Origin of the sequence: Hydrogenophaga sp. BPS33 (assembly GCF_009859475.1) — a bacterium.
GTDB lineage: Bacteria > Pseudomonadota > Gammaproteobacteria > Burkholderiales > Burkholderiaceae_C > Hydrogenophaga.
Genome location: NZ_CP044549.1, coordinates 5,865,359 through 5,888,578, shown reverse-complemented (window position 1 = coordinate 5,888,578; position 23,220 = coordinate 5,865,359). Strand labels below are relative to the sequence as shown.

Below are 23,220 nucleotides of genomic sequence, written 5' to 3'. Positions count from 1 at the left end.
AGTCGAGATGTTGGTGTTGTGCAGAGAGCCTGGCCGTTTGGACGAAGGCAACAGCCTTCCCCCTGCGGGCCGATTCCCCTCGATAGAGACGTTTGCACCCCGGCCATCCTCGAATATGCGCACCGTGCTGCAGCTCGTTGCACTGGATGCGCGGGTGCGTTTGGCGGGCGGGAGTCACAACACGTCCGATGGCCTTAACAAGCGACTGCTGAACACGCTCAAGGCCGGGTATCGGTTGAATACGTCGCGGCTTCAGTTGCTCAATCTGCTGGATGTGCAGTCCTCGCTCGAACGGTTGAGGCACGTGGCCCCCGCGCGCAGAGGCAGCATGCAGCCTCCAGACCTGCGCAAACTCGAGCAGTGCCTGACCGAAGTGCGAAGGTCGCTGATGATGGCGGGCGAGGTCTGGAATTTGGCCGGATCCGCGTTCACCCATTTGACGAGGTTGTTGCCTGTGCAGCTCGAAGGCGAGGAGCCTCGCTTTGAGCCAATCGAATCTGAAGAGCTGCAACGACTGGCCCTTTTCAATGCGTCGATACCCATCGAAAAACGGGCGCCAGTGTCGTTCTCGGAGGAGCTGGCTCGCTACAAGAAAGCAGCGGCCGATGTCACCGCAACTACCGCCAGGGTTGCGCGGGCGGGTGAAACGCTGCGAAACGCGGAGAACGGGTTTCGAGTGGGGGTGCTCGAAGCTCATGAGTTGGCATCGGCGCTGTTGGAGCACAGCCAACGGCGGCGCGAGCTGATGCAGAGAAAGATGCGGGCCTGTGTTGCACGCGACACGCTGTACGCTTTGGCCGGGCTGCTGCCCAAGCGGCTGGGTCTGTCGTGACCGAGGCCGGTTGAGCCCACCGGCTTTGGGTCTCAGTGCATCGTGGCGGAAGAACCGCCCTGTTCCGGTGAAGATTGAAACCAGAGGCCCGCGAAGCTGCTGTAGCGGGGCATGTCGCTGCGGCGAATTCCGCGGTCGATCATCTTCTCGATGTGCGGCATCTCATTGAGCAGGGTCGTCGTTGACGAGTCCCGGCACATGACTTTGACGAACGCAGCATAGATTTCCAGTCCGGATGGCCGCTGACCGACGGGATGCACACTGATGGACACGTGGTCCTCGGTCAGGCCAACGCTGCGAAAGCAATAGGAGATAAGCGACTTGTAGTCTTCGGGGATCGAGAGAGGACTCAGTTCGGAGTCGATGTCGTCGCCAGCTTCCGTATGGTGTGCGGACGTCGGTACGTCATGCTTGAAGCCCATGCACTTGATCACACCTCGGGCTACTGCGCTCATCACTTTCATGGCCTGCCTCATTTGCCTTGTTCATCTCGATCGCATCCACCGACGACATCGGCGAGGGAGCGACAACCGTGGGCAAAGTATGGAGGGGGCGGATGCGACGCTCAATAATGCAGGTGCACTATTTTTGGTTACTTTTTTGGTCCGCTAGAGGTTGCGGCTGACGTCGGGGGCCTCGGACAGGCCCGATTTGATGGCGTACGCCGCAATCTCCGCGCCGTTGTGCAGGCCTAGCTTGATCATGACGTTCTGGCGGTGCTTGCGGGCGGTGAGCACGCTGATGTGCAGGGCATCCGCGATTTCCTGGTTGCTGCTGCCCTTGGCAATCAACCGAACGATCTGTTGCTCTCGCGGTGTGAGCGTCTGAGAGACCTCGGGGCCTTCGGGGGAGTGGCTTGCCGAGGCGCTCATGGCCTTGGCCACTTGCGGGCTGATGTACCTGTTGCCGGACAGCACGGCGTGGATCGCACCGAGGAGCTCATCGCCCTGTTCGTGTTTGAGCACGAAACCGTCGGCGCCGGCCGCGAAGGCATTGGTCACCGAGCCGGGATAGACGTTGCCGGTGACGATCAGTGCGCGCGTTTGCGGCACTGCCCGCTTGACTTTGCGTGCCACTTCAATGCCCGAGCTGTCGCCGAGCGCGAGGTCGAGCAGCAGCAAGTCAGGGCGGTGCTGCTGCACCAGCGCTTCCACCTCGCTGCCCAAGGCGGTTTCTCCCACCAGCTTGAAGTCGCCGTTGGCACTGAGGAGCATGCCAATGCCTTGTCGAACCAAGGCGTGATCTTCAGCGACGACGACTTTGATCATGTGCGGTGTGCCGTGATGGTGGAACGATCATGCCCAATGCAGTGTGGCGGGCGTTGATCGGTTGCCAAGGCGTCGGTGGACGTTTAGAACGGAATGTCGTCGTCCATGTCATCGAAGCCGCTGGATTGGCGCGCGGGCGCGGCGGCTGGCGCTTGTCGAGGCGCCGGGGCAGGGGCCCGAGGCGCGGCCGCAGGACGCGAGTAGCCTCCACCACCGCCGCCTTCGTCGCCGCCGCCCATGCCTTCACGGCCGCCCAGGAGCTGCAGCTCCGTGGCGATGATGTCCACGGTGTTCTTTTCAATGCCGTCCTGACCGGTGTACTTGCCGTACTTCAATCGGCCTTCGACATAGATGGGGCGGCCCTTCTTGACGTATTCGCCGGCGATTTCAGCCAGTCGGTCATAGAACGTCACGCGATGCCATTGCGTGTCTTCAATCATCTCGCCGCTGTTGCGGTCCTTGCGCCGGCTGGAGGTGGCCACGCTGACGTTGGCCACGGCCTGGCCCGAAGGCAGGTAGCGGATTTCGGGGTCGCGGCCGCAATTGCCGACGAGGATGACTTTGTTGACGGATGCCATGGTGGTGATGTCCTGAAGAGGGTGCCGCTGAAGCTGGGTGGGGCACGGACGAGAAACGGTCTGACATTGTGCCGCAAGTGCCGGCCGACTCCCTGGAGACTCTGGTGCCGGCCTGCACCACCATGTGCCATGGACGATGCGTTCTCAGCGCCGGTTTGCGGGAGGCGGCACGCGCATCGGCCACGCCACCAGCAGCCACACCAGCACGGCTGCGGCACAGGCGGCGAAAAGGCCTTGCGCGCCATGGGCGCGCACCAGCCAGCCACCGGCCGCGCCACCGACGAAGAATCCGACGGATTGCAGCGTGTTGTACACGCCCAGAGCGGCCCCTCTGGCGTGCACGGGCGCGAGCCGCGACACCAGACTGGGCTGGCTGGCTTCCAGTGTGTTGAATCCGATGAAGAACACAAAAAGCAGCACGCCCAGCGTCCACAGGCCCGGCTGCGCGCCCGCGAGCGCCCAAAGTGCCAGTTGCACCACGCCGATCAAGGCAATGGAGACCAGGAACGCGGTTCGCAGATGGCCCCTGCGCTCCATGGGGAACAGCACACCGCCCATGACGAGCAGCGATGCGGCCACGGCCGGCAGGTAGACATGAGCGTGATCGGCTTTGGCTAGGCCCGCCGACACCAGCATGGCGGGCACGGCCATCCACATCGCCAGTTGCACCGCGTGCAGCACGAACACCCCGAGGTTCAGGCGCAGCAGGCCTCGGTCGCGCAGCACCTCGGCCAGGCTGGTGCGCACTTGCTGCAAGTCCGATGGCCGGTGTTCGCGCGGCTCGGGCGGCGCGACCCAGATCACCACCGCGATGGCCAGCAGGGCCAGCACGCCCGTCACGGCGAAGATGCCGGACAGGCCGATCCAGCCGGCCAGCATCGGAGCCAACACCAGGGACAGCGCAAACATCAAGGCGATGCTGGCGCCGACCATGGCCATGGCCTTGGTGCGCACGGCGTCGCGCGTGACGTCGGCAAGAAATGCGGTCACGGCGGCGGAGATGGCGCCAGCACCCTGCACCGCGCGGCCGATCGCCAGCCAGGTGAGATCGGGCGCCCAGGCGGCGATGCCGCTGCCCAGCGCGAACAGCAGCAAGCCGGCGACGATGACGGGCTTGCGGCCGTAGCGGTCCGAGGCCAGTCCCACGGGCATCTGCAGGAAGGCCTGGGTCAGGCCGTAGAGGCCCATGGCAAAGCCCACCCGGGCGGGGTCGTCGCCGCCGGGCAGGCGCGCCGCCTCCAGGGCGAACACCGGCAGAACGATGAACAAGCCGAGCATGCGCAAGGCAAACACCAGCGCCAGAGAGGCGCTCGCGCGGCGTTCGGCCGGGGTCATGCGGGCCGCGTCGGGTGGGGGGGCGTCTGCCGTGGCGGCGGGGGTGGGGCTCAGAGAAGGCACGGGAGCGGGGTTGGGCAGGGCCCAAGCGGGCGGAGGGCGTATTGTCGGCGAATGGCAGGTGGCCGCTGGAAGGTGGGTTCGCCGCCCGTTGGCGGCTTATCATGCTCGGTTGCCCTCCACACACCCGAAGCGCCTTGAACCAGAACTTGAACCCGGCCCCGATATCGACGGGATCGACCGGCGTGACGACTCCCTCAGCCGTGTCCGTGTCCGAGCCCGATGCGCGCTACCTGGTTGCCGCCTTGCGGCATGCCAGCGCTTTCCTCACAGTGCGCGGCGCGCGCACGCACAACCTGAAGAATGTCGACCTCGACATCCCGAAGCATTCGCTGGTGGTGATCACCGGTCTGTCGGGCTCGGGCAAGTCCAGCCTGGCTTTCGACACGCTCTACGCCGAAGGCCAGCGCCGGTACGTGGAGAGCTTGTCGGCGTACGCCCGGCAGTTCCTCCAGTTGATGGACAAACCCGATGTGGACCTGATCGAGGGCCTGTCGCCGGCGATCGCCATCGAGCAGAAGGCGACCAGCCACAACCCCCGCTCCACGGTGGGAACGGTCACCGAAATCCACGACTACCTTCGCCTGCTGTATGCGCGGGCCGGTACGCCGCACTGTCCGGACCACGGCCTGCCGCTGGCCGCTCAGAGCGTGGCGCAGATGGTGGACGCGGTGCTGGCGTTGCCCGAAGGGACGCGCCTGATGATCCTCGCACCCGTGGCGCGCGAGAAGAAGGGCGAGTTTCTCGAACTGTTCGCCGACATGCAGGCGCAGGGCTACGTGCGGTTCCGGATTGACGGCGTGGTGCTCGAGGCCGAAGCGCTGCCCTCGCTCAAGAAAACCGAGAAACACAACATCGACGTGGTGATCGACCGCATCAAGGTGCGCTTCGATGGCGAGGAAGAGGGAGTGAATCCCTTGCGCCAGCGGCTGGCCGAGAGTTTCGAGGCCGCGTTGCGGCTGGCCGATGGCCGCGCGCTCGCGGTGGAAATGGACGCCGAAGGCGCAGGCCCGGCACCGCGCGAGCACGGTTTCTCAGCGCGCTTCGCCTGCCCGATGTGCCATTACACCGTGGGCGAACTGGAACCCCGCCTGTTTTCCTTCAACTCGCCCATGGGCGCCTGCCCGACCTGCGACGGATTGGGACACACCGAGTTCTTCGACCCGGCTCGCGTGGTCGCCTTCCCATCGCTGAGCATGGCCAGCGGTGCGATCAAAGGATGGGACCGGCGCAACGGCTATTCCTTCGCGATGATCGAAAGCCTGGGCGCGCACTACAAGTTTGATGCGGAGGCGCCATGGGAAAGCCTGGGCGAGCGCGTGCAGCAGGTGCTGCTGTACGGCTCGGGCGAAGAAGAGGTGAAGTTCAGCTACGCGCTCGAATCGGGTGAGCGCGCCGGCCGCAAGGTGAGCAAGAAGCACCCCTTCGAAGGCATCATCCGGAATTTCGAGCGCCGTTACCGCGAGACCGACAGCGCTGCCGTGCGCGAAGAACTGGCGCGCTACCGCGCCGTGCAGCCTTGCCCGGAGTGTGGGGGCTCGCGCCTGCGCCGCGAGGCACGCCATGTGTTCGTCGGCGAAGGCGAGCAGAAGCAGCCGATCTACAAGATCAGCCACATCACGCTCGGCGAATCGCTGGCGTACTTCAAGGCGCTGGAGCTGCAGGGCGCCAAGGGTGACATCGCCGCTCGCGTGATCAACGAAATCCGCCAGCGTCTGAAGTTTCTCAACGACGTGGGCTTGAACTACCTCAGCCTGGACCGCAGTGCGGACACGCTCTCCGGCGGTGAAGCCCAGCGCATCCGCCTGGCCAGCCAGATTGGCAGCGGACTGACGGGTGTGATGTACGTGCTCGACGAACCCAGCATCGGTCTGCACCAGCGCGACAACGACCGCCTCATCGCCACCCTGCAGCACCTGCGCGACCTGGGCAATACGGTGCTTGTGGTCGAGCACGACGAGGACATGATCCGCACCGCCGATCACGTGATCGACATGGGCCCCGGCGCGGGCGTGCACGGTGGGCGGGTGATGGCGCAGGGCAGTTGCAGCGACATCATGGCGGCCTCCGAATCGCTCACCGGCCAATACCTCAGCGGCGCGCGCCGCATTGCCGTGCCGTCCCGGCGCACGCCCTGGTTGCCGGTGGTCAGGAGCGGCGAGACGCCCAAACCCGTTGCCGCCAAACCGCGCTTTGCGCCCAGCCCGGCCGCCGAACGCCGCGCCGCGCGCGAGGCCGCGCACCAGGCCACGCTCGGGGCGCTGCAGGAGATCCGCGTGCTCAACGCGCGCGGCCACAACCTCAAGGGCGTGAACGTGACCTTCCCGGTGGGGCTGCTCACCTGCGTCACGGGCGTGTCGGGGTCGGGGAAGTCCACTGTCGTCAACGACACGCTCTACGCCGCCGTGGCGCGCACGCTCTACCGCTCGCACGACGAGCCGGCGGCACACGACGCGATCGAAGGCATCGAGCATTTCGACAAGGTGATCAACGTCGACCAGTCGCCGATCGGCCGCACGCCGCGCAGCAACCCCGCCACCTACACCGGCCTGTTCACGGGCATCCGCGAACTCATGGCAGAGATGCCCACCGCGCGCGAACGTGGCTATGGGCCGGGCCGCTTCAGCTTCAATGTGGCCGGCGGCCGCTGCGAGGCCTGCCAGGGCGACGGTGTGGTCAAGGTGGAGATGCATTTCCTGCCCGACGTGTACGTGCCCTGCGAGGTCTGTGGTGGCCGGCGCTACAACCGCGAAACACTCGACGTGCAATACAAGGGCCGCAACATCGCGCAGATCCTGGACATGACGGTGGAGCAGGCGCACGCCTTCTTTGGCGCCGTGCCCACGCTGCACCGCAAGTTGCAGACGCTGCTGGATGTGGGGCTGTCTTACATCCAGCTCGGCCAGAGCGCGACCACGCTCTCGGGCGGCGAGGCGCAGCGCGTCAAGCTCGCGCTGGAGCTGAGCAAGCGCGATACCGGGCGCACGCTCTACATCCTGGACGAGCCCACCACCGGCCTGCACTTCGCCGACATCGAATTGCTGCTCAAGGTGCTGCACCAGCTGCGCGACGCGGGCAACACCATCGTGGTGATCGAGCACAACCTGGACGTGATCAAGACCGCCGATTGGGTGATCGACATGGGGCCCGAAGGCGGCTCCGGCGGGGGTACGGTGGTGGTGCAAGGAACGCCTGAAGCCGTGGCAGCACACGCCGAAAGCCACACGGGGCACTACCTCAAGCGCTTGCTGGCCGTGTGAGAAGCATTCAGAACCGGCCGAGATCTTCGATCGCGTCGACCACCATCGATGTGCCCACGGCGATCATCAGAATGTCGGCCGCGACACGCACGTATTTGTAGCCCGCTGGCGGAAGGCCGATCTGCACGGCCACACTGTTGGGCACCGGGTAGTAGACGACGTCGTGTGGCAGTGGCGAGCCCATGCGCCACTTCTTCGCCTGGCCGGGCGGCATGCAGCCGTTGTGCTTCTTCGCCAGGCCCGGTGGGCATTTGCCAGCCTTGAACCGGGGCTCGTAGTACGCATACGCCGCGCGTCGCTGCGGTTCCGCGAAATAGCCGCCGATCTGGATGTTCACCGACACGCCCGGCGACGGCGCCGCACGACTTCGCGGGGGCGGTGGTCATCGCGGCGCTCGTCCCGGTGCGACGGGCCGTGCTTATCGCGCTTGTCTTGCTTCTGGTACTTGTCGTGTTTGCCACCGTGTCTGTCGTCTCGGTCGGGTTTTTCAGCCAGGGCCGGTGGGCTGGCGGTCAGCGCCAGGCCGAGCAGCATGGCGGGGAGGGCGAAGCGCAGTGCAGAGGTGTTGTGCATGGGGTTTGTATTTTTGAATGGCCGTGTCCAATGACCGGCCTCTCAGGGCATGGCCTGCTGCGATTCTGAGCCGGCGGTCGCGCGTGGTCGTTACAAAGCGTAAATCGGCACGGGCCGGGAGATTTTTGGCGTCCGCGATAGATGGATTCGCGATCCGGCGGCAGACTACCTGCATTTCACGCTCCTTGCCCATTCCCTGGTCCATGCCTGTCGAAACCGAACTCAAACTGGAACTGCATCCCGACGATCTGCCGCGCCTGCTCGAGCACGCGCTCCTGCGCGCGCAGCCCGCGCACCGCGAGCGACTGTTCAACACCTATTTCGACACCTCTACCCTGGCCCTGCGCGCGCAGCGCATGGCGGTGCGCGAGCGCCGCGTGGGTCGCCGCACGTTGCTCACGGTCAAAACCGCGGGAACGTCGGTGGGCGGGTTGTCGCGCCGAGGTGAATGGGAGGCGGTATGCCGACCCGGCCAATTTGATTTCGCCGCGCTGGTCGATGACGAGGCCCTGGCGCCGCAACTCACGCAGGTGGCCTGGCAACTGGTGCCGGTGTTCCGGACCGACTTCACACGTCGCAGCTGGACCGTGAGACATGGCGAGGCCGTGGTGGAACTGGCGCTCGACCAGGGCTTCATCACCACCGGCACCGCCGGAGGCGGCCCGCGCCAGCGCATCCTGGAACTGGAGCTGGAACTCAAGAGCGGCCCGGTCGATGCGTTGTTCGATCTGGCGCATACCCTTGCGCTGGGGCCCACGGGCCAGGCCGCCAACGGCTTGCGCCTGCTGCCGGCGCAGCGCAGCAAGGCCGAACGCGGTTATGCCTTGTTCTCCGGCGAGCGGTTGCAGCCGGTGAAGGCCTCGCCCATCGCGCTCGAAGTGGACATGCATCCCGTGCTGGCGTTTCGCGCCGTGGCGCTGGATTGCCTGGCGCATCTGCAGGCCAATGAACGGGGGGTGTGGCCCCCGGGGCCCGATGGCCACCTGCCGGAGCCGGAGTTCCTGCACCAATGCCGCGTCGCGCTGCGGCGTCTGCGCACCGCGCTGCGCGTGTTCCGGGGCCATCTGCCTCGGCGGTTCGTGGCGCACTGGTCGAGCGAATGGCGGTTGGTGGCCCGTGTGCTGGGCGGTGCGCGCGATTGGGATGTGTTCGTCACCGAGCGCTTGGCGGACTGGAACGTCGCCAGCGGTGACGGTGCAGGGCCGCCGGCGGACTTTCTGGCCCACGTGCACGCGCTGCGCCTGGACGCGGGCCGGCGTGCGGCCGATGTCCTGGGTGGCTCGGCGCACGCCTTGCGCCTGCTGGCGTTCACGCGTGCCGTGTTCGCGCTGGGGGCGGTGGACCCCGGGCCGTCGCGACGCCCTCTGGCCGCGTGGGCCCGAGGCGCTGTGCGCGAACGCCACCTTGCCCTGGCGAAGGCCGCACGCGTCGCACGACGGGCCGGTCCGGAAGGCCGGCACGCGCTGCGCATCGTGTTGAAGAAGCTGCGCTATGCGCAGGAACTGCTGGCCAGTGTGTTGCCGTCCAAGGAGGTCGCGCGCAGCACGGCGATGCTGACCGATGCGCAAGCGCTGCTGGGCCACCTGAACGACCTCAGCACCGCACAGGCGCTGTTGGCGGCCTTGCCACCCAGGCTTGCAGGTGCCTGGGTGCAGCGCTGGCAGGAGGCTCTCGCCGAGGAGCTTCGGCTCGAGTTGCCCAAGCTGCCGGCCATGGAGCGCGCCTTGGAGCGCACTGAAAGGCGGTGCGGCGACCGTTGACGGGCGCCAGGGCCATCAAGCTCTTGCGCTCGCCCGTTCGGCCACGCGATCGCGCCAGGCCTGAAGCGCGTGCAAACCTTCATCGCCGGGCCGAAAGCGCGCCAGCCGTGCGAACTCCACGGCGCAGAAGGCGGTGATGTCGGCAATGGTGAAGCGCTCGCCCGCCACCCAGGGCTGGCGTTGCAGCTCACCATCGAACCAGGCGGCGGTCTCGCGCGCCTTGGGCAATTGCGATTGTCCGAAGTCCGGGAATTGCGGTTGCTCCAGCGGCGCCAGCCCGGGGTGCGTGTGGCGGATCGCGTTCGCCATCGGCAGCATGAGATACCACTCCACGCGGCGGTCGGCCATCTCGATGAAGGCGCGCTCGTCGGCGTTGCGGCCCATCAGGTTGGGCTGCGGGTAGCGGCCCTCGAGCCAGGTGCAGATGGCGCGCGTCTCGGTGAGCACCCGGCCGTCATCGAGCTCCAGCGCGGGCACGCGCGCCAACGGGCTCTTGGCGCGGTAGTCGGCGGTCTTGTGTTCCTGTGCGTTCAGGTCGACGTTGATGAGTTCCAGGCCGTTGATGTCTTTCTCCACCAGGAACATCAACACCCGGCGAGGGTTGGGTGCGCGCGGCGATACATACAGCCTCATGCCGCGCCCTTTGCGCCCGTGCCGGCCTGAAGGCTCGCGCCGGTTTCCACCATGCGCCGCGCTTCCTCGGCAAAGCGTTGCGCACCGGCATCGCCATCGCGCTCAAGGTCCATCGTGGCCGCGGGTTGTTCGATGCCGCGCTGCACCGCCGGCCGGGCGCGGATCGCGTTGCGCCAACGCTTGAGATGCGGCAGGTCGTCGATGTCCACGCCCGACCAGCGGTGGGTGCGCACCCAGGCCCAGTTGGCGATGTCGGCGATGGAGTAGTCGCCCGCGAGGTACTCGTGCTGCGCCAGGTGGCCGTCGAGCACGCGGAACAGTCGCTTGCATTCGCCCTGGTAGCGCTCGATGGCGGCTGGAATCTTCTCGGGGAAATAGCGGAAGAACACATTGGCCTGTCCCATCATCGGGCCGATGCCGCCCATCTGGAACATCAGCCACTGCAGCACGCGCGAGCGGCCTTGCGCGTCGCCTGGCATGAGGCGGCCGGTCTTCTCGGCCAGGTAGATCAGGATGGCGCCGGACTCGAAGACCGCGAAGCCACCGGCGTCGTGGTCGACGATGGCCGGGATGCGGCCGTTGGGGTTGATCTTCAGGTAGACGGGGTGGCGCTGTTCGCCCTGGCTCAGGTTGAGCACGCGCAGCGCATACGGCAATGCCAGTTCTTCGAGCGCGATGGACACCTTGTGTCCGTTGGGCGTGGCGGCGGTGTAGAGGTCGATCATGCGCGGCGGTCCCATTGATGCAAGCGGGCTCCGGCATCCTAGCGCCCTCTGCGGCACGCCGCCTGTCGCGCAGGCTACGTGCGAGCGGCGTGGAGTTCGTCCCGCGTTTTCAGCGCCACGCGGCGCGCGGCGTCGGCGAAGTCGGCGTCTGCCGAGGCGTACAGAATCGCGCGCGACGAGTTCACGATGATCGGGCCGGTGGTGTTTTCGCCTTGCGCGCGCAGGCCCGCCTTGACGGTGGCGACTGCGTCGCCGCCTTGCGCGCCCACGCCCGGAATCAGCAGCGGCAAGGTCGGCGCGATCTCGCGCACACGTTCGATTTCGGCCGGGTACGTGGCGCCCACCACCAGGCCGAGCTGGCCATTGAGATTCCAGGGCCCTTGCGCCAGACGGGCCACGTGTTCGTACAGCAGGGGCTCGCCGCCAATCGAGGCCAGGCGTTGGTTCTGCAGATCATCGCCGCCGGGGTTGGACGTGCGACAGAGCAGGAACGCGCCCTTGCCGTGGTACTGCAAGTAAGGCTCGACCGAGTCGAAGCCCATGAAGGGCGAGAGCGTGACCGCATCGGCGCCGTAGCGCTCGAAGGCTTCGATGGCGTATTGCTGCGCGGTGCTGCCGATGTCGCCGCGTTTGGCATCCAGGATGACGGGCACGTGTGGCGCGACGCGGCGCGTGTGGGCCATCAGGCGTTCCAGCTGTTCTTCGGCGCGGTGCGCGGCGAAGTAGGCGATCTGGGGTTTGAAGGCAATGGCGGTGTCGGCCGTGGCCTCGACGATGGCGGCGCAGAAATCGTAGATGCGGCTCGCGTCGTTCTTCAGATGGGCGGGGAAGCGGGCGGGGTCCGGGTCCAGGCCGACGCACAACAGGGAACGGTTCTGGCGCTCGGCGTCGCGCAGCATGTCGAGAAAAGTCATCGGGCGATTTTAGTGGGCCGACTGCGGCGCGACGCTGCGAACTCCTAAGATTGCGGCCATGCACACGCTGACCCGACAACAAGCTGTCCTGCTGGTTCTCATCACCTTGGTATGGGGCTTCAACTGGCCGATCATGAAGTTCGGCGTGACGGGCTTTCCCCCGCTCACGTTCCGCGCCATCAGCATGGGGATCGGCCTGCCGGTGCTGGGGCTTTTCCTGTGGTGGCGCAGCGTGCCCTTGCGCATCGGGCGCGGGCACTGGCCCGAGCTGGCCCGCCTCACGGTGTTCAACATGCTCATCTGGCACACCTTGATGATCCTGGCGATCCCCACGTTGTCCAGCGGGCGCGCGGCCATCCTGGGCTACACCATGCCCGTGTTCTCGGCGGTGCTGGGTGGCTGGTGGTTTGGTCAGCGCCTGACAGGCCGCGCCTGGGTGGGCGTGGCGGCTGCCGGCGCGGGGGTGGCGCTGTTGTTGTGGCACGAACTCACGAACATGGCGGGCAGCCCGGTGGGCGTGGTGATGATGCTGGCGGCGGCGGCCTCGTGGGCGGTGGGCACGCAGATGCTGCGCCACACGTCGATGCCGCAGCCGACCTTGGCCATTGCCTTCTGGCTCACCGCCGTGACCACGGTGTGGATGGCCGCCCTGGCGCTGCTGTTCGAGCGCGAGGTCTGGGGTTGGCCCGGCGCCGGGGTGTGGGGCGCCATCGTCTACAACGCCTTGGGCATCTTTGCCTTTGCCCAGGTGGTGTGGCTGGCGCTCGCGCGCGACCTGCCGCCGATCGCCTCCACGCTGTCGGTGATGTTCATTCCCGTGCTCAGCGTGTTCAGCGGGGCGTGGTGGCTGGGCGAGGTTCTGCATTGGCAGGACTGGGCCGCGGTGCTGCTGGTGCTGGTGGCGATAGCGGCGGTGCTGTGGCCCAGGAGGAGCCCACCCAGTGGCCGCTGAGCAACTGCGCGGGCACCGTGCTCGCGCTGACGAAGGCGGATGTCTCCCAATCTTCGCGCTGCACGCACAGACCGGCAAACACGCCGTAGCCGCCACCGGCGGTGATGTCGCCCACCGCTGAAATGCTTTCGCCGGCCCGGATCGCACCACCGGCGACGAGCGAACCACCGACCTTGATGCCCAGGCCCACCTCCAGGTGCGAGCCGCAACTGACCGATTCGCTGGCCAGCAAGCCACCGGCGACCTGGATCGCCGCGCCGGTGCGCAACTCGCCGCGCACCTGCAGGTTGCGGCCGACCTGCAGCGCACCGGCCACGACCATCACACCGCCGACCTGGACCTGTTGGTCGACGCGCAGATCGCGTCCGCACACCAGGTCGCGCGTGCAGCGCAACTGGCCGCCGATGCGCAGGTCACCCAGGATCTCGATGGCGCGCGCATGCACGTCATCGCCAGCGTCCAGGGTCGTGGTCTCCAGCGCGCCCCCGGCCACCACGGCTTTGCCGGCCGTCACCCCGTGGCCCGCGCGGATGCTTCCGCCCGCGTGGATGCGGCCACCCGCGCGCAACACGCTGCCGACGTCGATGTCGCGCGCGACTTCGATCGAGCCCGCGAACACGATCGCTTCCACATCCAGGCGCTCCAGCCGGAGTGTGGCCTGCGTCGGGCCGAACTGCGCCAGCAGCCAGCAGGCGTCGTCGACGCGGCCCTCGGCCACGAGCGCATCGAGCATGGGCTGGTAGTCGTTGCCGTCGGGGTGGTGGCGCAAGAACCAGCGAAAGCCGTTGGCGCACGGGTTCTTGGCCTTGATGAAGGATTTGGAGAGTTCCATGGAGTGACTCCTGCTGGAGTGGCCGCACCGCTGCATTGGCGCGGCGCTGGCGTGGGTTCGGACAAGGGCCGCAACACGGTCCTGCGGACCGGCGGGCGGGTCGTGGCCAGGAACACGCGCGCTCGGTGCTCGGGCGTGCTTCCAGGCGTGGGCGCTGCTCACGAGGAGCGCGCGGGTCGTGCGGGTTGTGCAATGGCACCCAAGAGGGGCCCGGCGATGGAGGTGCGTGGGGTGGGGATCGCCGGGCTCAGGAATCTGCGGCCAGGGTCAGGTGGCGGCAGCGGGCCCATGGGAGGGCCTGGAGCGGGCGAACGACCGTCTGGCGCGCGCCGGCATGGGCGAACGTGGCAAAGGTCGTGGTGGCAGGCATGGCTGGAGTCTAACGGGGTCGCGCGGCTTGGGCCGCGCTGTCCTTGTTTACCCGCTCACGCGGCCGGGGTTGTTTCCAGCGTGTGCATCGCCAGGCACAGATCGGCCCAGGCCTTGCCTTTGTCACCGGGCGTGCGCAGCAGGTAGGCCGGGTGGTACGTGACGATCACGGGCACCCCTTCGTAGCGGTGCACCTTGCCGCGCAGTCGGCCGATCGGTTCGGTCGTCTTGAGCAGCGACTGCACCGCAAAGCGCCCCATGGCGACGATGACCTTGGGTTGCACCAGCTTCACCTGGCGCACCAGGTAGGGTTCGCAGCGCGCGACTTCTTCTGGCTGCGGATTGCGGTTGGCGGGTGGGCGGCATTTGAGCACGTTGGCGATGAACGCGCCTTGTGCGCCTTCGCCCGTGCGGCTGCGGCCCACGGCGCGCAGCATGTTGTCGAGCAACTGGCCGGCTGCACCCACGAAAGGCTCGCCCTGCCGGTCTTCCTGCTCGCCGGGGGCTTCGCCCACGATCATCCAGTCGGCCTGCGTGTCCCCCACGCCGAACACGGTGTTCCTGCGGCTCTTGCACAGCCCGCAGTCCTCGCACCCGGCCACGGCCTCGCGCAGCGCGGGCCAGTCCATCGTGTCCACCGGGCTGGGGAGTGGGCGCACCGCCACCGGGCTTGCGATGGGCGGGGCCGCTACCGGGGCTGCAGGCGCTGGGCGCGGGGGGGCACTGGGGGCCGGGGCTCGCGCGGGAGGCTGCGCGGCAACCGGCTCGGCGGCCGACGGTGGCGGCGCAGGGCGCGGTGCCCAGACGCGCACGCCCATTTCGGCCAGCATGGCGCGCTGGCGGGCGTCGAGCTGGGGCACGAAGGAGGTGCTGTCGGTGTTCAAGCAGGATCCTCCGCCATGGTCGCACGCGCCAGGTTCAGGCTCATCACCACCGCGTCTTCGCGGCGCTGGTGGCCCGCCGGGTAGTACGCCTTGCGCAGTCCCACCTGCGAAAAGCCATGGCGCTCATAGAGGCGGCGCGCGGGCGTGTTGCTCTCGCGCACTTCGAGCCACAGCCAATGCGCGCCCTGTCCGCGCGACCACAGCGCCAAGGCATCGAGCATGAAGCGCGCCCAGCCCTGGCGTTGGTGCGCCGCGGCCACGGTGACGTTGAGCAGATGCACTTCGTCGACGCCGGGCATGGCCACCAGATAGCCCAGCAGCAAACGGCCATCGGCGCGGGCCGCGTGGGGTTGCCGTTCGTGCGGCAGTGCTTCACCCAGCAGCAGCACGGCCGGGTAGCCCGCTTGCAGCGAGTCGTGGAAGTGCTTGCGCGACCACGGATGGGCATATGTGGCGGATTCCAGCACGTGCACCTGTTCCAGGTCGGCTTCGGTCATGGGCTCGAAGGCGATGCGGCGTTCGTTGCGGGGGGTGGGTGCCACCTCACCTGTTGCCGGCCAGACCCGTGTGGGTGGCGCAGGCGCATTTTTCGCGGCAGGGTCCATGGTGGCGATCATCCGTGCGCCGCCGCCTGGGCCGCCATGCGGAGGCGCTCGCGTTCATCGGTCGTCTGAGCCACCTTGTCGCGCACATACAGCGGAAGGGCGTCGCGCGCGGCCACCGCAGCGCCTTGCGCGAACAGGGGCGGCGCCAGGCGCAGCAAGGCGGTGGCGGTGGGCAGGGCCGGTCGGCGCTGGCCCACGACGGGCGCCATGTCGGCGGCGTAGGTTTCGAACACGTTGCCGGCCAGCAGGCTGCGGCCGGTCACCGTCTCTTCGAGATGCGCGGCGAGGTCCTTGGGTGCGCACAGGCGCGGTGGCGCCAGGGGCGATAAGCCGGCGGGGCCGAGGGCATAGGGCGCCACGTACAGCTCGCTCATGCGGGCGTCCAGCAGCGCGACCACCGTGTCCGGCGCGGGCTCCCCGGCCTGTTCGTGCGCGTGGCGGGCTTCCTCGGCCAGCGCCAGCAAGGTGTCGACCGGCAGCACCGGCAGGCCACCCGGGCGTGTGGCGTCTTGCGCGCCGTAGGCCAGGCCCTGCGCCACGGCACAGGCGGTGCGAAGGCCGGTGAACGACCCCGGGCCGCGGCCAAACACCACCGCGTCCAAGCTGTTCAGCGCCCAGCCAGAGGCGTCGAGCAGTTGCCTCACCAACGGCAGCAGGGTGGTGGACGCCATGGCGCCCCCGGGCCCTGCGTGGTGCCATGCCGGCGCATCGGCCGCGCCGCTGCCCAGTGCCACCGACAGGGTGTCGGTGCTGGTTTCGATGGCGAGGAAGCGCGAAGCGGAAGGCATGGGGTGGATTATCGGCGACCGTGGACATCGGCTCTGGCGGTAGCCGCCCGTCCTGTCGACGCACCATTGGCCTCGCCATGGCCCGGCGGGCAGCCGCGCGTTTCATAATGAAACGCCTATGTCGACACGTTTCCTGCCATTGCGATTCCCCTTCCTCGCGCGCCTGTTCGCGCTGTGGCTGCTCGCCTGCGCCTTGCCCGCCTGCGCGCAGATGCCGGGACGGGGTGCCGGTCTGCCGCCGGCCGTGGCCGAGGCATTGAAGCAGGCCCAGGTGCCCGCCAGCGCGCTTTCGGCGCTGGTGGTGTCGGTGGCCCCCGATGCGCACGAGCGTTTGCGCCACCTGGCCAGCGCACCCGTGAACCCGGCGTCGGTCATGAAATTGGTGACCACCTATGCCGCGCTGGACATGCTCGGCCCCGACTTCACCTGGAACACGCGCTTCTACACCGATGGCGTGGTCGACAACGGCATCCTGCGCGGCAATCTGTACGTGCGCGGTGGAGGCGATCCCAAGCTGGTGCTCGAGCGCATCCAGGAGGCCTATCTTGCGCTGCAGGCCAAAGGCGTGCGTGTGATCCTGGGCGACATGGTGCTGGACCACAGCGCCTTCGAACTGCCGTTCACCGACCCCGGTGCCTTCGATGGCGAGGCCCTGCGCCCCTACAACGCCACGCCCGATGCCCTGCTGGTCAACTTCAAGTCGGTCATCCTCACCTTCGTGCCCGACGTGGCCAGCGGCGTGGCCACCGTGATCAGCGAGCCACCGCTGGCCGGGCTGGCGATCGACGCCACCGTACCGCTCTCGCGAGGGGCCTGCGGCGACTGGCGCAGCACCGTGCGGGCGCGGTTCGACGACCCCGATGCCATCCGCTTCGAGGGGCGCTATCCGCAGAACTGCGGTGAGCTCAAGTGGCCCGTGGCCTACCAGCAGCCGGCCAGCTACGCCGCGCGCGCCATGGAGGGTTTGTGGCGCGCCAGCGGCGGCGCCATTACCGGCTCCGTGCGCGACGGCACCATGCCGGCCGAGGTCGTGCTGCTGCACGAAACGCGCTCCCTGCCGCTTTCCGACGTGATCGTCGACGTGAACCGTTGGAGCAACAACGTGATGGCGCAGCAGGTGTTTCTCACCCTGGGGCAATTGGCGGTGCCGCAGACGACCATGGCCCGATCCGTGGTGGTGGCCGCCGGGTCCGCGGCGGACCGCCTGGTGCCCTCACGCCCCGCGCGTTTCGAGTACTCGCGAGAGGTGGTCACCGATTGGTGGCAGCGCACCTTCGGCCGGCGCGTGCCCGGCCCAGTGCTGGAAAACGGATCGGGTCTCTCGCGCGACGAGCGCGTCACCCCCGAAGCCTTGGCGGCCTTGTTGCGGCACGCCGCGCGCCATCCGCAAGGCATGGCCTTTGTCGATTCGCTGTCGGTCGTCGGCGTCAATGGCACGGCGCAGCGGCTGGGGCGGGGTGGCAACAGCGCGGCGCGCGGAAACGCCTACGTCAAGACCGGCACGCTGCGCGATGTGACCGGCATTGCCGGCTACGTCAACGCGCTCAATGGGTCGCAGTACGTGGTGGTGGCCTTCGTCAACCACCCCAGTGCGCCCGCCGCGCGGCCCGCGCTGGATGCGCTGTTGGCATGGACAGCGGCGCTGCCCGACTGAGGTTCCCGCAGTCCCGCCTTCCTGGCCGGTGCAAGCAGTCCCGATGGATGGCGCACCTACCGGTTTGCCGATGACCTTCACTTCACGCCGCACGCCCACGAGCGAATGGGCGGATTCGCCGTGAATGCCCTGGAGGCCAACTGGAAGTAGGGCTGGTCAGATGGCCTAAGCCGCCCGCGCGCGCGTCTTTCTCGGGCAAATTCGTCGCTTCGTTTCGTCCAACAACGAGGAAGAATTCCCATGCATATGCGTATTGGTCTGGCGGCGACCGCGGCGGTGGTGATCCTGAGCGCTTGCGGCGGAGGCGGATCCTCCAGCACCTCCTCCAACCCGCCTTCGGGGCCGGTCACCACAGCCGTGAAGGTGGTCGGCGACAGCCTCAGCGACAGTGGCACGTTCGGCATCAAGTTCACCGTTCAGGGAACGCCCGCATACCCGATCTGGACCGATCGGGTCGCGTCCGCGCTTGCGGCTCCCGCCCTGTGTTCGCGTTATGGCGCTGCACCGGGCGACACGCCGGCACTGAAGCCGGGAGCGGCGGCATGCACCAGTTACGGTGTGGGGAGCGCCGCGATTAATCCACGGGGATCGATCAAGGACACAACGCCCATTTCGGTGGTGCAGCAGCTCAAGGACTTGCGGGCACAAAGCCCATTTGGCGAGCAGGAGCTGCTGCTCGTGGATGGTGGTGGCAACGACTTTGCAGATCTTGCCGCAGACTACGCCACCGGTCGGATCCTTGGCAACTACGCCAACTTCGATAGTCTGGCGGACGAGTTGGTGCCGCCAGATGACAAGATCGGCCTGCCGCGCGACCAAGTGGGGGACTTGTACGCCACTCGACTGGCCAACCTGCTGGTCGATGCGCTTGTGACCGAGGCGCTGAACCGCGGTGCTCAGCGCATCGTTGTGCTGACCGTGCCGGACATCACCCGCACGCCAAAGTTCAAGCAGGCCATGGCCGTGGCGCAGATCCTTGATGCCGCCGGGGCTGCAGACGTCGAGTTGGCTGCGGCCCGCTGGGTCAGCCTGTTCAACACCCGCCTCAAGGCCCGGCTGGCTGTCCATAGCCGCGTGGTCGTGGTGGACTTCCACGCCGAACTTGGCAAATGGCTGAGCTCGCCAGGTGCCTATGGGCTGACCAATACCACCAAGCCGGCCTGTCCGGGCAGCATCGCCACATGCACCGATACCTCGCTGAGCGCTGCACCACCGGTCGGCGAAAGTGGCCCTGATTGGTGGAAAACCTACGTGTTCTCGGACAACTTCCACGGCACGCCGCGCACCAACGAACTCATGGGTGATGCGGTGCTGCGGGCCTTGGAGGCCAAGGGCTGGAAGTAGGCGGGAGCGGGGGAGGTGGGCCGCTCACGCGGCCGCGCGCTGCAGCCGATCGCGCACGCCATCCCAGGCTGGGTCGTCGGGGGGTGTTTCCACCCAGATCAGGCGCACGCCGGTAGCGTCGAGCTCGCGCAGCACGGCAAACAGCTCCTGCGCGGCGGCGGTGGCGTCATCGGGCATGCGCCGGCGCGGCACGCCGCGAGCAGGTTCGATCGCGCTGCGGGCGTACACCGCGATGTGCTTCGCATCGCTGCCCAGCACCTGGAACGCCGCGCGCAATTGTTGGGCGTCCATCAGCCGCACCCTGGCGCGCGGCGCGTAATGCGATTCGAGCGTGCCCGAGGCGCGCGGCGCGGCTTCGTCGCGCTCGCGCACCGGCTGGCCGCAGGCAGCTTCGAGCTGGGCGACCGTGACCATGCCGGGGCGCAGCAGCACCGGATGCGCGCGCGTGCAGTCGACGATGGTGGACTCGATGCCCACCCGGCTGGCGCCGCCGTCAAGGATGAGCAGGTCGTCCTCGCCCAGGGCGGCGAATTCTTCGGCCACGTGTGCGGCGGCGGTGGGGCTCACGCGACCGAAGCGGTTGGCGCTGGGTGCCGCCACACCGCTCACCCCCAGCGCAGCGGCGGCGCTCAGCAGTGCCTGGGCCACGGGGTGCGAAGGGCAGCGCAGGCCGACCGAGTCTTGCCCGCCGGCCGCGACCGCTGCCACGTCGGCGCGGCGCGGCAGGATCACGGTGAGCGGGCCGGGCCAGAACGCCTGCATGAGCGCGGCCGCGAAGGCGGGCACTTCGCGCGCATAGTGGTCCACGCCCGCGCGCCAGCCGTGCGCGCCAGCGCCCGGTGCCAAGTGCACGATCAGCGGATGGTCGGACGGGCGGCCCTTGGCCTCGAAGATGCGGTGCACCGCCGTGGCGTTGTCGGCATCGGCCGCGAGGCCATACACGGTTTCGGTCGGCATGCCGACCAGCGAACCACCGGCCAGCCGTTGCGCGGCGATGGCGATGGCCGACGGGTCGGCGGCTTTCAGCAGCAGCGGCATGGGGTGCTCAGGCTTCGAGCGCGGGCAGGCCCAGCAGCGCCAATACCTGTGCTGTGGTCCCGCGCACCTGCGCGACGCTGTCGCCGGTGATGTTGAGGTGGCCCATCTTGCGAGCGGGCCGTGCGCTGAGCTTGCCGTAGAGGTGCAGGTGGGTGCCGGGCAAGGCGAGCACGGCCCCCCAGGGCGGCGACACCGGTTGCCTGCTGGCCTGCGCGCGCGTGGCATTGGGTTCGAACCAGAGGTCGCCCAGCAGATTGACCATGGTGGCCGGGCTGTGCTGACGCGGCGTGGGCAGCGGCAAGCCGGCAAGGGCGCGCACCTGCGCTTCGAACTGCGAGAGGTCGCACGCGTTCTGCGTGTAGTGACCGCTGTTGTGCGGGCGCGGCGCCATTTCGTTCACCACGAGGTCGAGCGCGCCATCGGGGTTCTCCACCACGAAGTACTCGACGCACAAGACACCCACGTAGCGCAGATGGTTCGCAATGGCCACGGTGCTGGCCTGCGCGCGTTGCGCCAGCGTGGCGTCCATGGCGCCCTCGAAGACCTCGGTCAGCGCGAGGATGCCGTCGTGGTGCGTGTTCTTCTGCACCGGGAAACAAACCACCTGGCCGTCGGCGCCTCGCGCCACGATGACCGAGCATTCGGCGCGCAGCTTGAGCATTTTTTCCAGCACGCAGGGCACTTTGTCCAGCGCATCCCAGGCCGCGGCAAGTTCCTCGCGCGTGGACACGCGCACCTGGCCTTTGCCGTCGTAGCCCATGCGCGTGGTCTTGAGGATGCCGGGCAGCAGACCGGCTGGCACGGCTGCGAGCGCCGCGTCGGTGGTGATGATCGCGTGTGGCGCGGGTGCCACGCCGCTGAGGGAGGCGCACTGTTCGAAGTGGGATTTTTCCTTGGCGCGGTCCTGCGCGACCGCCACGCAATCGGCCGATGGCGCGACCACACGCTGCTTCGCGAGCGTGGCCAACGCGGCGGCCGGCACGTTCTCGAACTCGGTTGTGATCGCGTCGCAGCGCTGAACGAGCTGGGCCAGACCTTGCTCGTCGTCGTAGGCGGTCTTGATGTGGTGGTGGCTGATCAGGCCGGCGGGGCTGGCCGGGTCGGGATCGAGCACGACGGTGAAATAGCCCATGGCCTGCGCCGCCTGCACGAACATGCGGCCCAGTTGGCCGCCGCCCATCACGCCCAGGGTGACTTGCTGGCCATTGACGGAGGGGCCGCCGGGGAGAAGGGGTTTGGACTGCGTCATGCGGGGAGCGTCATGGCGCGGGCCGCAGCCGTCTGTTGTGCGCGAAAGTCTTCGAGCTTCTGGCGCAGAGCCGGGTCGTGGCTGGCCAGCAGGGCGACAGCGAACAAGGCGGCATTGGCCGCGCCGGCCGCGCCGATGGCAAAGGTGGCCACCGGAATGCCCTTGGGCATCTGCACGATGCTGTGCAGCGAATCCACGCCACTGAGGTGCTTGCTGGCCACCGGCACCCCGAGCACCGGTACCACGGTCTTGGCCGCGAGCATGCCGGGCAGGTGCGCGGCGCCGCCCGCACCCGCGATGATGGCCTTGAGGCCGCGGTCGGCTGCGGTTTCGGCGTAGGCGAACATGTCGTCGGGCATGCGGTGCGCGGAGACCACGCGTGCTTCGTGCGCAACGCCGAAATCCTGCAGGATCTGCACGGCGTGCTGCATGGTGTCCCAGTCGCTGCTGGAGCCCATGAGCACACCCACTGGGATGGAGTTCATGAAGGTGCCTCTTGGCGGATGCGCCCCAGGAATGGGGCCGGACCGGTTGCGCGCATGGCAGAGCATGGCGTCTCCGGTAAAGTGTCGATTTTACGTTTGCTGCCCAGGGCCCCATGATCAACGTCACCGTCGCCAACTTTGAAGCCGAGGTCATCGAAGCCTCAATGACCGTCCCCGTGCTGGTGGATTTCTGGGCGCCGTGGTGCGGGCCTTGCAAGGTCATCGGTCCCCTGCTCGAGAAACTGGAGGCCGACTATGCGGGCCGCTTCAAGTTGGTGAAGATCGACTCCGACCAGGAGCAGCAATTGGCCGCCGCCTTCGGCGTGCGCAGCATTCCCACCTGCGTGCTGCTCATGAATGGCCAGCCGGTCGATGGCTTCATGGGGGCGTTGCCCGAAGGTCAGATCAAGGCCTTCCTGGACAAGCACCTGCCCGAGGGCGAGGCGCCCGAGGGCGATGAGGCTGCCGAGCCCAATGCGCAGGACGCGCTGGCGCAGGGCGATCTCGAAGGTGCGCTGCAGAAGATGCAGCAGGCCGTGCAGGCCGAGCCGGACAATGACGACGCGCGCTTCGACCTGGTCAAGCTGTTGCTGGAAATGGGACAGGACGACGATGCCAAGGTGGCCTTCGCCCCCGTGATCGCCAAGGTCGCGGGTGTGCGGCGGCTCGATTCGCTGCAGCGCTGGATGGCGGCACGCGATGCGCAGGCCGAGGTGGCCGACCCGGATGCACGCGCCGCCGAACTGCAAGCCGCCATTGCCACCAACAAGCGCGACTTTGACGCGCGCTTTGCGCTCGCGCAATTGCTCATGGCCTTTGGCCAATGGACCGCAGCGATGGACGAGCTGCTGGAGATCCTGATGCGCGACAAAAGCTGGAAAGAAGACCTGGCGCGCAAGACCTTCATTGCGATCCTCGACGTGATCGAGCCGCCCAAGCCCAAAGTGGCCGAAGGCCAGGTGCCGCCGGAAGATCCCACGGTGGCGACCTACCGGCGCCGCTTGTCCAGTGTCGTCTTGAGCTGATTCGAACTCCCCCTGCGCCGCTGACGCGGCTTCCCCCCCTCACTGGCGCGCCTTCGG

23 protein-coding genes are annotated in these 23,220 nt (G+C 67.8%); 7 read left to right on the top strand and 16 right to left on the bottom strand.

Annotated features, from left to right (window positions below; translation table 11 throughout):
• Positions 1-115 precede the first annotated feature (115 nt).
• Entirely contained in the window at positions 116-832 is a 717-nt protein-coding gene (locus F9K07_RS27305) for a hypothetical protein (protein WP_159596377.1), read from the top strand.
• 32 nt (positions 833-864) lie between these two features.
• On the opposite strand, the gene F9K07_RS27300 is transcribed toward F9K07_RS27305, so the two are convergent.
• From F9K07_RS27300 to F9K07_RS27285, 4 genes are all read right to left on the bottom strand, one after another.
• Positions 865-1,296, bottom strand: coding sequence for a hypothetical protein (locus F9K07_RS27300; RefSeq protein ID WP_159596376.1), 432 nt, complete (start codon positions 1,294-1,296; stop codon positions 865-867).
• Positions 1,297-1,440: 144 nt separating this feature from the next.
• Positions 1,441-2,100: a response regulator gene (locus tag F9K07_RS27295; protein ID WP_159596375.1), complete on the bottom strand. Its 660-nt coding sequence runs from the start codon at positions 2,098-2,100 to the stop codon at positions 1,441-1,443.
• An 83-nt stretch (positions 2,101-2,183) separates the two neighbouring features.
• Positions 2,184-2,678, bottom strand: a complete 495-nt coding sequence (ssb, locus tag F9K07_RS27290) for a single-stranded DNA-binding protein (protein WP_159596374.1) — start codon at positions 2,676-2,678, stop codon at positions 2,184-2,186.
• Between the two features lie 144 nt (positions 2,679-2,822).
• A complete protein-coding gene (locus F9K07_RS27285) occupies positions 2,823-4,013 on the bottom strand; it encodes an MFS transporter (RefSeq protein WP_159597132.1) in 1,191 nt (396 codons plus the stop codon).
• Positions 4,014-4,177: 164 nt separating this feature from the next.
• Between F9K07_RS27285 and uvrA the strand changes: the two genes are divergently transcribed.
• Positions 4,178-7,333, top strand: a complete 3,156-nt coding sequence (gene uvrA, locus F9K07_RS27280; protein ID WP_159596373.1) for an excinuclease ABC subunit UvrA — start codon at positions 4,178-4,180, stop codon at positions 7,331-7,333.
• Between the two features lie 7 nt (positions 7,334-7,340).
• Here the strand turns inward: uvrA and F9K07_RS27275 are convergent, their stop codons facing one another.
• Together F9K07_RS27275 and F9K07_RS27270 are read right to left on the bottom strand one after the other, a co-directional pair.
• The gene (locus F9K07_RS27275) at positions 7,341-7,670 is read right to left on the bottom strand and encodes a hypothetical protein (RefSeq protein ID WP_201451487.1); all 330 of its coding nucleotides are present in this window, start codon (positions 7,668-7,670) and stop codon (positions 7,341-7,343) included.
• Positions 7,667-7,906 (bottom strand): hypothetical protein, encoded by a 240-nt coding sequence (locus tag F9K07_RS27270; RefSeq protein ID WP_159596372.1) that lies wholly within the window; start codon positions 7,904-7,906, stop codon positions 7,667-7,669. Before F9K07_RS27270 ends, F9K07_RS27275 begins: the two co-directional genes overlap by 4 nt.
• Positions 7,907-8,109: 203 nt before the next feature.
• On the opposite strand from F9K07_RS27270, the gene F9K07_RS27265 reads away from it, so the two are divergent.
• Entirely contained in the window at positions 8,110-9,666 is a 1,557-nt protein-coding gene (locus tag F9K07_RS27265; RefSeq protein ID WP_159596371.1) for a CYTH and CHAD domain-containing protein, read from the top strand.
• A 15-nt stretch (positions 9,667-9,681) separates the two neighbouring features.
• On the opposite strand, the gene F9K07_RS27260 is transcribed toward F9K07_RS27265, so the two are convergent.
• From F9K07_RS27260 to pyrF, 3 genes are all read right to left on the bottom strand, one after another.
• A complete protein-coding gene (locus F9K07_RS27260) occupies positions 9,682-10,299 on the bottom strand; it encodes a glutathione S-transferase family protein (protein WP_159596370.1) in 618 nt (205 codons plus the stop codon).
• Positions 10,296-11,024: a glutathione S-transferase family protein gene (locus tag F9K07_RS27255; protein WP_159596369.1), complete on the bottom strand. Its 729-nt coding sequence runs from the start codon at positions 11,022-11,024 to the stop codon at positions 10,296-10,298. Before F9K07_RS27255 ends, F9K07_RS27260 begins: the two co-directional genes overlap by 4 nt.
• 74 nt (positions 11,025-11,098) lie before the next feature.
• On the bottom strand, positions 11,099-11,938 hold the full coding sequence (gene pyrF / locus F9K07_RS27250; RefSeq protein ID WP_201451486.1) for an orotidine-5'-phosphate decarboxylase: 840 nt from the start codon (positions 11,936-11,938) through the stop codon (positions 11,099-11,101).
• A gap of 58 nt (positions 11,939-11,996) precedes the next feature.
• Here pyrF and F9K07_RS27245 point away from each other — a divergent pair, with 58 nt between their 5' ends.
• The gene (locus F9K07_RS27245; RefSeq protein WP_159596368.1) at positions 11,997-12,890 is read left to right on the top strand and encodes a DMT family transporter; all 894 of its coding nucleotides are present in this window, start codon (positions 11,997-11,999) and stop codon (positions 12,888-12,890) included.
• Between the two features lie 1,079 nt (positions 12,891-13,969).
• On the opposite strand, the gene F9K07_RS32115 is transcribed toward F9K07_RS27245, so the two are convergent.
• The 4 genes from F9K07_RS32115 to tsaB form a co-directional block, all read right to left on the bottom strand.
• Positions 13,970-14,092, bottom strand: coding sequence for a hypothetical protein (locus tag F9K07_RS32115; RefSeq protein WP_268894731.1), 123 nt, complete (start codon positions 14,090-14,092; stop codon positions 13,970-13,972).
• A gap of 55 nt (positions 14,093-14,147) precedes the next feature.
• The gene (locus F9K07_RS27235; protein WP_159597130.1) at positions 14,148-14,921 is read right to left on the bottom strand and encodes a uracil-DNA glycosylase; all 774 of its coding nucleotides are present in this window, start codon (positions 14,919-14,921) and stop codon (positions 14,148-14,150) included.
• A gap of 50 nt (positions 14,922-14,971) precedes the next feature.
• Positions 14,972-15,472, bottom strand: a complete 501-nt coding sequence (rimI, locus tag F9K07_RS27230) for a ribosomal protein S18-alanine N-acetyltransferase (RefSeq protein WP_236582075.1) — start codon at positions 15,470-15,472, stop codon at positions 14,972-14,974.
• Between the two features lie 116 nt (positions 15,473-15,588).
• Entirely contained in the window at positions 15,589-16,368 is a 780-nt protein-coding gene (gene tsaB, locus F9K07_RS27225; RefSeq protein WP_159596367.1) for a tRNA (adenosine(37)-N6)-threonylcarbamoyltransferase complex dimerization subunit type 1 TsaB, read from the bottom strand.
• A gap of 118 nt (positions 16,369-16,486) precedes the next feature.
• Between tsaB and dacB the strand changes: the two genes are divergently transcribed.
• Positions 16,487-18,022 carry a D-alanyl-D-alanine carboxypeptidase/D-alanyl-D-alanine endopeptidase gene (dacB, locus tag F9K07_RS27220; protein ID WP_159596366.1) on the top strand — a complete coding sequence of 512 codons (1,536 nt, stop codon included), beginning with the start codon at positions 16,487-16,489 and terminating at the stop codon, positions 18,020-18,022.
• Positions 18,023-18,262: 240 nt separating this feature from the next.
• Positions 18,263-19,366 carry an SGNH/GDSL hydrolase family protein gene (locus F9K07_RS27215; RefSeq protein WP_159596365.1) on the top strand — a complete coding sequence of 368 codons (1,104 nt, stop codon included), beginning with the start codon at positions 18,263-18,265 and terminating at the stop codon, positions 19,364-19,366.
• 24 nt (positions 19,367-19,390) lie between these two features.
• Here F9K07_RS27215 and F9K07_RS27210 read toward each other — a convergent pair whose 3' ends face one another.
• From F9K07_RS27210 to purE, 3 genes are read right to left on the bottom strand one after another with little or no spacing between them, the layout of a single operon-like run.
• Positions 19,391-20,398 carry an L-threonylcarbamoyladenylate synthase gene (locus tag F9K07_RS27210; protein WP_442907454.1) on the bottom strand — a complete coding sequence of 336 codons (1,008 nt, stop codon included), beginning with the start codon at positions 20,396-20,398 and terminating at the stop codon, positions 19,391-19,393.
• Positions 20,399-20,411: 13 nt separating this feature from the next.
• Complete coding sequence (locus tag F9K07_RS27205; protein WP_159596363.1) at positions 20,412-21,653, bottom strand: 5-(carboxyamino)imidazole ribonucleotide synthase; 1,242 nt, start codon at positions 21,651-21,653, stop codon at positions 20,412-20,414.
• Positions 21,650-22,138, bottom strand: a complete 489-nt coding sequence (purE, locus tag F9K07_RS27200) for a 5-(carboxyamino)imidazole ribonucleotide mutase (RefSeq protein ID WP_159596362.1) — start codon at positions 22,136-22,138, stop codon at positions 21,650-21,652. The genes F9K07_RS27205 and purE overlap by 4 nt, the downstream gene beginning before the upstream one ends.
• A 113-nt stretch (positions 22,139-22,251) precedes the next feature.
• Here purE and trxA point away from each other — a divergent pair, with 113 nt between their 5' ends.
• On the top strand, positions 22,252-23,163 hold the full coding sequence (gene trxA / locus F9K07_RS27195; RefSeq protein WP_159596361.1) for a thioredoxin: 912 nt from the start codon (positions 22,252-22,254) through the stop codon (positions 23,161-23,163).
• Positions 23,164-23,220 lie beyond the last annotated feature (57 nt).

Excerpts from the sequence above, each read along its gene's own strand:
- F9K07_RS27245 (WP_159596368.1), top strand. The coding sequence starts at position 11,997 with ATGCACACGCTGACCCGACAACAAGCTGTCCTGCTGGTTCTCATCACC.
- pyrF (WP_201451486.1), bottom strand. The coding sequence starts at position 11,938 with ATGACTTTTCTCGACATGCTGCGCGACGCCGAGCGCCAGAACCGTTCC.
- uvrA (WP_159596373.1), top strand. The coding sequence starts at position 4,178 with ATGCTCGGTTGCCCTCCACACACCCGAAGCGCCTTGAACCAGAACTTG.
- dacB (WP_159596366.1), top strand. The coding sequence starts at position 16,487 with ATGTCGACACGTTTCCTGCCATTGCGATTCCCCTTCCTCGCGCGCCTG.
- F9K07_RS27260 (WP_159596370.1), bottom strand. The coding sequence starts at position 10,299 with ATGAGGCTGTATGTATCGCCGCGCGCACCCAACCCTCGCCGGGTGTTG.
- ssb (WP_159596374.1), bottom strand. The coding sequence starts at position 2,678 with ATGGCATCCGTCAACAAAGTCATCCTCGTCGGCAATTGCGGCCGCGAC.
- F9K07_RS27305 (WP_159596377.1), top strand. The coding sequence starts at position 116 with ATGCGCACCGTGCTGCAGCTCGTTGCACTGGATGCGCGGGTGCGTTTG.
- rimI (WP_236582075.1), bottom strand. The coding sequence starts at position 15,472 with ATGACCGAAGCCGACCTGGAACAGGTGCACGTGCTGGAATCCGCCACA.
- F9K07_RS27295 (WP_159596375.1), bottom strand. The coding sequence starts at position 2,100 with ATGATCAAAGTCGTCGTCGCTGAAGATCACGCCTTGGTTCGACAAGGC.
- F9K07_RS27300 (WP_159596376.1), bottom strand. The coding sequence starts at position 1,296 with ATGAAAGTGATGAGCGCAGTAGCCCGAGGTGTGATCAAGTGCATGGGC.
- F9K07_RS27255 (WP_159596369.1), bottom strand. The coding sequence starts at position 11,024 with ATGATCGACCTCTACACCGCCGCCACGCCCAACGGACACAAGGTGTCC.
- F9K07_RS27215 (WP_159596365.1), top strand. The coding sequence starts at position 18,263 with ATGCATATGCGTATTGGTCTGGCGGCGACCGCGGCGGTGGTGATCCTG.
- tsaB (WP_159596367.1), bottom strand. The coding sequence starts at position 16,368 with ATGCCTTCCGCTTCGCGCTTCCTCGCCATCGAAACCAGCACCGACACC.
- purE (WP_159596362.1), bottom strand. The coding sequence starts at position 22,138 with ATGAACTCCATCCCAGTGGGTGTGCTCATGGGCTCCAGCAGCGACTGG.
- F9K07_RS27235 (WP_159597130.1), bottom strand. The coding sequence starts at position 14,921 with ATGCTGGCCGAAATGGGCGTGCGCGTCTGGGCACCGCGCCCTGCGCCG.
- F9K07_RS27285 (WP_159597132.1), bottom strand. The coding sequence starts at position 4,013 with ATGACCCCGGCCGAACGCCGCGCGAGCGCCTCTCTGGCGCTGGTGTTT.
- trxA (WP_159596361.1), top strand. The coding sequence starts at position 22,252 with ATGATCAACGTCACCGTCGCCAACTTTGAAGCCGAGGTCATCGAAGCC.
- F9K07_RS32115 (WP_268894731.1), bottom strand. The coding sequence starts at position 14,092 with ATGCCTGCCACCACGACCTTTGCCACGTTCGCCCATGCCGGCGCGCGC.
- F9K07_RS27205 (WP_159596363.1), bottom strand. The coding sequence starts at position 21,653 with ATGACGCAGTCCAAACCCCTTCTCCCCGGCGGCCCCTCCGTCAATGGC.
- F9K07_RS27265 (WP_159596371.1), top strand. The coding sequence starts at position 8,110 with ATGCCTGTCGAAACCGAACTCAAACTGGAACTGCATCCCGACGATCTG.
- F9K07_RS27270 (WP_159596372.1), bottom strand. The coding sequence starts at position 7,906 with ATGCACAACACCTCTGCACTGCGCTTCGCCCTCCCCGCCATGCTGCTC.